Source organism: Bacillus sp. EB106-04-02-XG92 (assembly GCF_058791995.1).
In genome coordinates, this window is the sequence record NZ_JBYTEA010000004.1 from 102,187 (window position 1) to 110,349 (window position 8,163).

Genomic DNA, 8,163 nt, shown 5'->3' on the forward strand with positions numbered 1-8,163 from the left:
AAATAAGAAAGAAATTACAAACTACATCGTTTAAGTAAGGAGGGGATGAATTATTAAATGGTAATTTCAAAGGAAAAAGGAGATTATGTATGAAATCATTTCGCAAGTTATTACAGTATTTAAAACCATACATGTTCTTCGCTATTATTGGACCGCTATTTATGGTACTTGAGGTTGCGATGGACTTAATTCAACCGACTATTATGCAACATATTATTGATGTTGGGATAGCAAACCGTGATTTGAATTATGTAATAAAAATGGGGCTTCTTATGATAGGAGCTGCAGCACTCGGATTAGTTGGAGGACTTGGGTGCATGATGTATTCTACAAAAGCAGCAGTTAATTTCGCTACAGACATACGAAAAGATGTATTTGCGAAAATAGAAACATTTTCTAGTGAAAATCGTGATTCATTTGGAACTGGGAAATTATTAACGATTGTGACAAATGATATTACTTCAATTCAATCGGCGATGACGATGACATTACGTGTTCTTGTTCGTGGTCCTTTGTTATTTATCGGAAGTATAATAATTGTTTTTGTAACAGCACGTGAGTTATTTCCTATATTACTCGTAGTCGTTCCAATTTTATTGCTTGCGATTATATTTATTGCAAGTAAAGCGAGCGGAACGTTCAAAAAAGTGCAAGAAGCATTAGATAAAGTGAATACAAAGTTGCAAGAAAATTTATCTGGTGTACGTGTTATTAAAGCGTATGTAAGACAAAAATATGAAATCACTCAGTTTGGAAAAGTAAATACAAATTTAACGAAGATAAATATTCGAGCAGTGCAGCTTATTTCTTTAATGATGCCAATCATTATGTTAGTTGTAAGCGGCGGGATTGTCGCAACATTATGGATCGGTGGAGAAAAAGTATTTAATGGAACGCTTCAAGTAGGAGCTATATTAGCGTTTATTAACTATTTGAATATTATTTTAATGTCACTTATGTCTATCAGTATGGTATTTATGCAAATCGCGCGAGCATTTCCGTCCGCGGATCGTGTACAGCAAGTTTTAAATACTGAGGTTGATATTAAGAGTGAAACAAATGCGCTTGTGCCTAAGAAAATTGAGGGGCAAATTGACTTTAAAAATGTTAGTTATAGTTATACGAAAAATAATGAATATGTTTTAAAAGATATTTCATTTCGCATATGTAAAGGTGAAAAGATAGGGATTATCGGTTCTACAGGGAGTGGTAAATCTACTTTAGCAAAACTGTTACCGCGTTTATATGATGTTGATCAAGGTGAAATATGCATTGATGGAATAAATGTTAAGGCGTATGATTTACAAAAACTTCGTGCTTCTATAGGCTTTGTACCGCAAAAGGCATTGTTGTTTTCAGGTAGTATAGAAGAGAACTTACGTTATGGTAAAGAAGATGCAACGAAGGGCGAACTGGAAGTAGCAGCTTCAGCAGCTTGTGCGACTGAGTTTATTAATAAGCTAGAAGATTCTTATCAATACCATTTAACACAAGGTGCTACGAATTTATCAGGCGGACAAAAACAACGTGTATCAATCGCAAGGGCGCTTGTGAGAAAGCCATCTATTCTTATATTAGATGATTCAACATCTGCTGTAGATGCTAAATCAGAATCTAACATTCAATCGGCATTAAGAACAGAATATAAAGGAACCACAACAATATTAATTGCCTCTAAAATTTCATCTATAATAGATGCTGATAAAATTCTCGTTTTAGATAACGGTGAATTAGTAGGTAATGGCACACATGAAGAATTGGTAGAACAATGTGAGGTATATCAAGAAATCTATCTTTCCCAAGGTGGTAATTTATATAAAGAAGGTGGGAAAGAACATGCGTAATTTCCAAGGACAATTTGCTAATAAAGGTGGGCGTAACGCGCCTAAGGTGGGTAAAGCTAAAAATACGAAAGGAACTGTAATGCGCGTATGGAACTATATGGGCTATCAAAAGGCTGCTCTTACGTTCGTTATATTTTTAGTATTTGTTACGACGTTACTCGGGCTGTTAGGTCCATATTTAATGGGAGTAATTATCGATCAATATATTGTGCCGAAAGATTTAAGTGGTACGGCGAGAATGTGTTTGTTACTTATTGCGATTTATGGTGTAACGGTATTATTAACATGGTTGCAAACATTTGTCATGGTTAACGTTGCATTAAAAACGATTCAAAAAATACGACAAGATATTTTTGAGAAAATCCAAACGCTTTCTTTACGGTTCTTTGATGTACGTTCTCAAGGGGATTTAATGAGTCGTGTGACAAATGATATAGATAATTTGAATCAAGCGTTAACACAAAGTGTTGTACAAATTATTTCATCAGCATTAACCTTTATAGGTGTAACAATTGCGATGTTCGCATTAGATTGGATTTTAGCAATTGTTACACTAATTACAGTACCTATTATGTTTTTCGTTACAAAAAAATTAGTTGCTTATAGTGGTAAAAACTTCGCAAAGCGTCAAAAAGATTTAGGAGAATTAAATGGTTTTATTGAAGAAGCTATAACTGGAGCGGATGTTACAACGTTATACGGGAAAGAAAAAGAAACCGTACAAAATTTCAATAAAATTAATGAACAACTCAGAATGTCTGCTACGAAGGCGGATACATTTTCAGCTTTTATTTTTCCAAGTATGAACTTTATAAATAACTTAGGTATGGGGCTTGTAATTGGGACTGGATCAGTAATGGTTTTAAATGGAATGACAACAGTAGGTGTCATTGCAGCTTTTATTAATTATTCTCGTCAATTCTCAAGACCGCTCAGTCAATTCGCAACTTTGATGAATACGATTCAAGCGGCAGTTGCTGGTGGAGAACGTGTCTTTGAAATTATGGATGAAGTACCAGAAATCCAAAATAAAAAAGATGCATTCATCGTACAAAATTTACAAGGACATGTTGCGCTTGAGAATGTTTCATTCGGTTATGAGGAAAATAAAACAATTTTAAAAGAAGTGAGTCTTAAGGCGCAGCCAGGGGAGACAATTGCTTTAGTTGGTCCAACTGGATCGGGTAAAACAACAATTATTAATTTGCTAACGCGCTTTTACGATATACAGCAAGGACAAATTCATATTGATGGAAAAAATATAAAAGATTATGATATGAATTCGTTACGAAGTAAAATAGGAGTAGTTTTACAAGATACGTATTTATTTGCCGGGACAATTATGGATAATATTCGTTATGGTCGATTAGATGCTAGCGATGAAGAAGTAATCAATGCAGCTAGGGCAGCATCTGCGCATTCTTTTATAAAGCATTTACCGAATCAATATGAAACAAAAATAGCTTCAGAAGGATCGAATTTAAGTCAAGGACAAAAACAACTTCTTGCGATTGCACGAGCGATTTTAGCAGATGCGGATATATTAATTCTTGACGAAGCAACTTCTAATATTGATACGAGAACAGAATTGCAAATACAAGAAGGACTAAATAATTTAATGAGAGGTCGGACAAGTTTCGTAATCGCTCATCGATTGAAAACGATTGAAAAAGCGGATCAAATCCTTGTTATAAAAGATGGAAGTATTCTTGAAAAAGGAAATCATGAATCTCTTATGGAAGATAGAGGCTTTTACTTTGACTTGTATACGAGTCAGTTTAAAATTTAATAACAATTTTGAAATGGTGCGGTTTCTCTTAGAAGGAGAAACCGCATTTTTATATTTGTAAAGATAATTAGAAATATAGAGTTGAAGTTTTTAAATACACGGATTGTTACTAAAAACAAGCAACTTCAGTGCTAGATGGAAGAATTAATTTACGTGGAATTGTAATAATCTCAAGAGCCATCTGTGCCGAATAGAGAAGTATTGGAGTTAATTCTAAAGCATGAGTTAATAATAATAGAAAGCTTGTTAAGATTGTAAAGCTCCCCCAAAAGAAACTTTTTGAAGTGTTACGGAAATCTTTTATTAAGGAAAAGAAAGAAAAAAATACTGTAACAATGAGTATCAAAAATTTATATTTATCTGCCATTAAACCCCTCCTAAAGAACAGTAACTTATATTATAACGTACTTTTCTGTATTACAATAAAAAGATTTCTAAATAAATAGTTTAAATGGATAAATGTCGTAACTTAAAATATTTGTTTTAGAGAATAGATTAGTGCCCTAATTATTGTTTGCTTGAGCTGTACAGGATATTTGACCGGACAATAAGACGAGCTTTGAATATATTGATAAAAAAGGATGTGGAACAATGGCTAGATATAGTTTACATGGAGGTCACAATAGTATTGTACAAGGTGCAAATTATGGGAATCGGAAAGAACACATTATGGATCGACAAGTTAAGGATGCAGTTGTTGCTAAATTAAGAGCTTTAGGGCATACAGTTTATGATGACACTGATGAAGTAGGGACAACGCAAGCTCAAAATTTAAATAACATCGTATCTAAAACAAACTCACATGATGTAGACTTAGTAGTTTCATTTCACTTAAACTCATATGATACGAATGCTAATGGTGTTGAAGTTCTGTACTATGACCAACAAGCTTTATCAGCAAAAGTAGCAGCGCAACTTTCAAAAGATATCGGCTGGACAAATCGTGGTGCTAAGGAACGAAAAGACCTTTATGTATTAGCGAATACGAAAGCACCTGCAATTTTAATTGAACTTGGATTTATCGATAATGAAGCAGATATGGCAAAATGGAATCCAGATAAGATTGCAAATTCAATTGTGTATGCTTTAACTGGGCAGTCTAGTGGGACAACTCCGCCATCTAAACAAAATATCATTCAAACAGGAGCTTTTTCCCCTTATGAAACACCTGATGTGATGGGAGCATTAACATCTCTTAAAATGACGGCCAAATTCATCTTACAATCGGATGGTCTAACATATTTTATCTCTGAACCAACTTCAGATGCACAGCTTAAAGGAATGACGGATTACCTTGATCGTAAAGGTTGGTGGTATGAAGTTAAGTAAAGAGTTTAGTTTGAGGAACAGTATATTTAAAATACAATCGGCACAAAAAAGAGGATTACTTTTAATGAGTAATCCTCTTTTTATAATTTTATCCCGCATTAACAGGAAGTAAGCCCCCATCTAAATTCAGAAAAAGCAAAGAATTTAGGTGGGGATCGGGCTGATTAAAGACTAAAGATTCGCTTTATTTCGTATGAATTAGATTAGATAGAGGGGACGCCTACTGCCTTGAAAATTAATAAGTATTGTATGAGAGAGTTTTATTGGAAATCTGAGCTTTATAGGTAATACATAGTATTAAATAGAATTTTAGAATTTGAATTTAATTGGCTAAAATTGAAATAGCGCTAAACATTAATAAAACGGCCATAATGATATTAAATGATTTCGTATGCTTTAATAAAAGTTTTTGAAACATGGAACCAAATAAGCACCAACTAAATGTACTCATTAAGCCGACTACACCTAGAAATAATGAAAAAAGTAGATAACTTGAATATGAATTGTAGTAAGGGAGAATAAAAGTTGATACTACAGTTAGCCCGAATAGTATTCCTTTAGGGTTAACAAACTGAAGGAATATTCCTACTGTGAATAAATTTTTATTATATTTTTCATCGGGATCTGTGCTAGTTTTACTAGTAAGAATTTTAAAAGCTAAATAAAGCATATAAACTACACCTAAAATTTTTAATGGAAATTCAATTATGGGTAGAATTTTAATTAGGACAATATTAAAGAAGCTACATAAGGAAGTGAGGATGAAAAATCCGAAAGCTACTCCGAAGCAAAATTGCATACTCCTTTTTAAACCATGTTGATTAGCGTATGTCATTGCTAAAAAATTGTTAGGTCCGGGTGTGAAGCTACTTATAAAAACAAATAACAAAAAAGAAAATATAGGCATTTCAAAACCCCCTAATTATTTTGTATGTTATAATGACCGAAAAGAACAATATAACGTGTGCTTTTTATTATACATAACGGTCGTTATGTTGTATATAGTATAGGAGTGTTTCTTATGGAAGAAATTCAACTTATTCTGGCGAAAAATTTAAAAACAATACGAGAGAAAGAAAAATTAAGTTTAGAAAAAGTTTCCCAATTAACAGGTGTAAGTAAAACGATGATTGGACAAATTGAACGTGGAGAGTCAAGTCCAACATTAACAACGATATGGAAAATAGCTAACGGGTTGAAAGTGTCTTTTACTTCTTTAATTAATAATCCCCAACCGGATACGAAAGTCGTTTTACGAAGTGATGTTCAAGCATTATTAGAAGACAATGGGAGATATAAAGTGTATCCATCTTTTCCTTTTCAAGATGATAGGAACTTTGAAATCTATACGGTTGAAATTGAAACAGAAGGAAAATTAAGTTCGGAAGGCCATAAAGAAGGGACCGAAGAATTTATAACGGTTTTTGAAGGGGAATTGACAATTGAAATAAATGATTGTAAATATACATTAAATAGCGGAGATGCAATTCGCTTTAAGGCGGATAGACCACACTTTTATCATAATTCCGGAAGTACGCTAACTCGGTTAAGTATGACCATTTATTATCCAGCTGCATAAACTTGTTATGGCATCAGGAATATAAAGAAATGTGTTTTGATAAACCATCTATAAAAGATGGTTTTATTTTTTGAAATTCATAAAAAAAGACACTCGTTTGAGTGTCAACATAGTATTGCTCTCGCGTATAGGATTGGAGTATGTTTCTCAAAAACGTATTGTGATGGTTCGCATTTGAGAAACTGTCTTCTTAGTCAATGTAACATCGGCAGGAAGAAGTGTAAATTGATAATGTATATACGGAAAATTTAGTATAGATATTTTCTACTATTAATATAGTGCAAAATGTTTTTTATTGCTTAATCACTATCGTGTAGTTATTGAAAGAATATTAGCTTTAATTACGTAATCTTTTCTATTTGACCATTTAAGAATGATTATTATAAAAAAGAACGAATCATTTTTTAATCAATTCGTATAATTGTTAAAGAGGCACCAGTTGAACCACCTCCAACTAAATTAACTACGGATAACACGCCGAATAGTTGAAGTGAAATTGTATTACCGGCAATAAAATTGATTATTAAATTATTATTATAATTTGAAGTTGATATTGCGGGTGAAAAAATAGATCCAGGAATTGGAGTTGAAGAGTTTAATAGTAGCCTTGTACCAGCAAGTAGTGCAGTTGTCGTATTAACTTGATAGGTTAAATAATATCTCTCAGTAACAGGAATTGTAAATATATCATTTGAAGCGTTCACTGTAAAATTACCGAGACTTTGGTTATTAGAAAGTGGGATATTAGTTCCACCTAATATGACTGAAATCGGACCACCTAACGTATTATTAGCGAACATAGAGTTTGTTGTGATAATAGGTCCAGTAACGCCCGTAGGCCCAGTAATGCCTGTGGACCCAGTAATGCCTGTAGGCCCAGTAATGCCTGTGGACCCAGTAATGCCTGTAGGTCCAGTAACCCCTGTAGGCCCAGTAGGACCTGTAAGTCTGTATGGAAGAATAATTTCAAGAGCCAGTGATAATAGTTCTTTTTTTATTTCTTCATTCTTATCTTGAATATAAATCACCTCATTTTTAAATTAGAGCGTAACCGATTTATTATTTTGAAATGGAACTATTGTTTTATTATATTAATACTTCTAGTTATAGCAACGGTAAAAAGTTTACTATATGTAAAAATCATTTAAGAATGAAAAAAGTAGTGATGGAATTCTTCTTAAAATGATAGATGTATTATTTTGTTGATTAGTAAACAAAAATATGGAGGTATTAACTTGAATCGTAATGACAAATTATCGTTGAATAAAGGTATGGTTGGACCAGATAATATTGGACCTACCTTTCCGGCTCTTCCGCCAATTTATATTCCAACAGGCCCGACTGGTGTAACGGGAGCAACAGGGATAACAGGTCCGACTGGTGTAACGGGGTCACCTGGAATAACAGGTCCGACTGGTGTAACGGGGTCACCTGGAATAACAGGCCCAACTGGTGTAACGGGAGCAACAGGGATAACAGGCCCAACTGGTGTAACGGGAGCAACAGGGATAACAGGCCCGACTGGTGTAACGGGGTCACCTGGAATAACAGGCCCAACTGGTGTAACGGGAGCAACAGGGATAACAGGCCCAACTGGTGTAACGGGAGCAACAGGGATAACA

8 protein-coding genes are annotated in these 8,163 nt (G+C 33.8%); 5 read left to right on the forward strand and 3 right to left on the reverse strand.

What is annotated here, in order from left to right; genetic code table 11:
• Positions 1–89: 89 nt before the first annotated feature.
• Together AC3WVA_RS11945 and AC3WVA_RS11950 are read left to right on the forward strand one after the other, a co-directional pair.
• Positions 90–1,844, forward strand: a complete 1,755-nt coding sequence (locus AC3WVA_RS11945; protein ID WP_098880959.1) for an ABC transporter ATP-binding protein — start codon at positions 90–92, stop codon at positions 1,842–1,844.
• Positions 1,837–3,633: an ABC transporter ATP-binding protein gene (locus AC3WVA_RS11950; protein WP_098345684.1), complete on the forward strand. Its 1,797-nt coding sequence runs from the start codon at positions 1,837–1,839 to the stop codon at positions 3,631–3,633. The genes AC3WVA_RS11945 and AC3WVA_RS11950 overlap by 8 nt, the downstream gene beginning before the upstream one ends.
• Positions 3,634–3,742: 109 nt before the next feature.
• Here AC3WVA_RS11950 and AC3WVA_RS11955 read toward each other — a convergent pair whose 3' ends face one another.
• The gene (locus AC3WVA_RS11955) at positions 3,743–4,000 is read right to left on the reverse strand and encodes a hypothetical protein (RefSeq protein ID WP_048529120.1); all 258 of its coding nucleotides are present in this window, start codon (positions 3,998–4,000) and stop codon (positions 3,743–3,745) included.
• Positions 4,001–4,224: 224 nt separating this feature from the next.
• Between AC3WVA_RS11955 and AC3WVA_RS11960 the strand changes: the two genes are divergently transcribed.
• Entirely contained in the window at positions 4,225–4,962 is a 738-nt protein-coding gene (locus AC3WVA_RS11960) for an N-acetylmuramoyl-L-alanine amidase (RefSeq protein ID WP_048529122.1), read from the forward strand.
• Between the two features lie 322 nt (positions 4,963–5,284).
• On the opposite strand, the gene AC3WVA_RS11965 is transcribed toward AC3WVA_RS11960, so the two are convergent.
• The gene (locus AC3WVA_RS11965) at positions 5,285–5,869 is read right to left on the reverse strand and encodes a LysE family transporter (protein ID WP_088315583.1); all 585 of its coding nucleotides are present in this window, start codon (positions 5,867–5,869) and stop codon (positions 5,285–5,287) included.
• A gap of 57 nt (positions 5,870–5,926) precedes the next feature.
• Between AC3WVA_RS11965 and AC3WVA_RS11970 the strand changes: the two genes are divergently transcribed.
• A complete protein-coding gene (locus AC3WVA_RS11970) occupies positions 5,927–6,541 on the forward strand; it encodes a helix-turn-helix domain-containing protein (protein WP_141539525.1) in 615 nt (204 codons plus the stop codon).
• A 404-nt stretch (positions 6,542–6,945) separates the two neighbouring features.
• Here the strand turns inward: AC3WVA_RS11970 and AC3WVA_RS11975 are convergent, their stop codons facing one another.
• On the reverse strand, positions 6,946–7,569 hold the full coding sequence (locus AC3WVA_RS11975) for a BclA C-terminal domain-containing protein (RefSeq protein WP_492321929.1): 624 nt from the start codon (positions 7,567–7,569) through the stop codon (positions 6,946–6,948).
• 207 nt (positions 7,570–7,776) lie between these two features.
• Here AC3WVA_RS11975 and AC3WVA_RS11980 point away from each other — a divergent pair.
• Positions 7,777–8,163 (forward strand): exosporium leader peptide-containing protein (locus tag AC3WVA_RS11980; RefSeq protein ID WP_492321930.1); only part of this gene is annotated, 387 nt, incomplete at its 3' end.

Coding starts and splice junctions, on each gene's coding strand:
- AC3WVA_RS11955 (WP_048529120.1), bottom strand. CDS start 4,000: ATGGCAGATAAATATAAATTTTTGATACTCATTGTTACAGTATTTTTT.
- AC3WVA_RS11965 (WP_088315583.1), bottom strand. CDS start 5,869: ATGCCTATATTTTCTTTTTTGTTATTTGTTTTTATAAGTAGCTTCACA.
- AC3WVA_RS11950 (WP_098345684.1), top strand. CDS start 1,837: ATGCGTAATTTCCAAGGACAATTTGCTAATAAAGGTGGGCGTAACGCG.
- AC3WVA_RS11960 (WP_048529122.1), top strand. CDS start 4,225: ATGGCTAGATATAGTTTACATGGAGGTCACAATAGTATTGTACAAGGT.
- AC3WVA_RS11945 (WP_098880959.1), top strand. CDS start 90: ATGAAATCATTTCGCAAGTTATTACAGTATTTAAAACCATACATGTTC.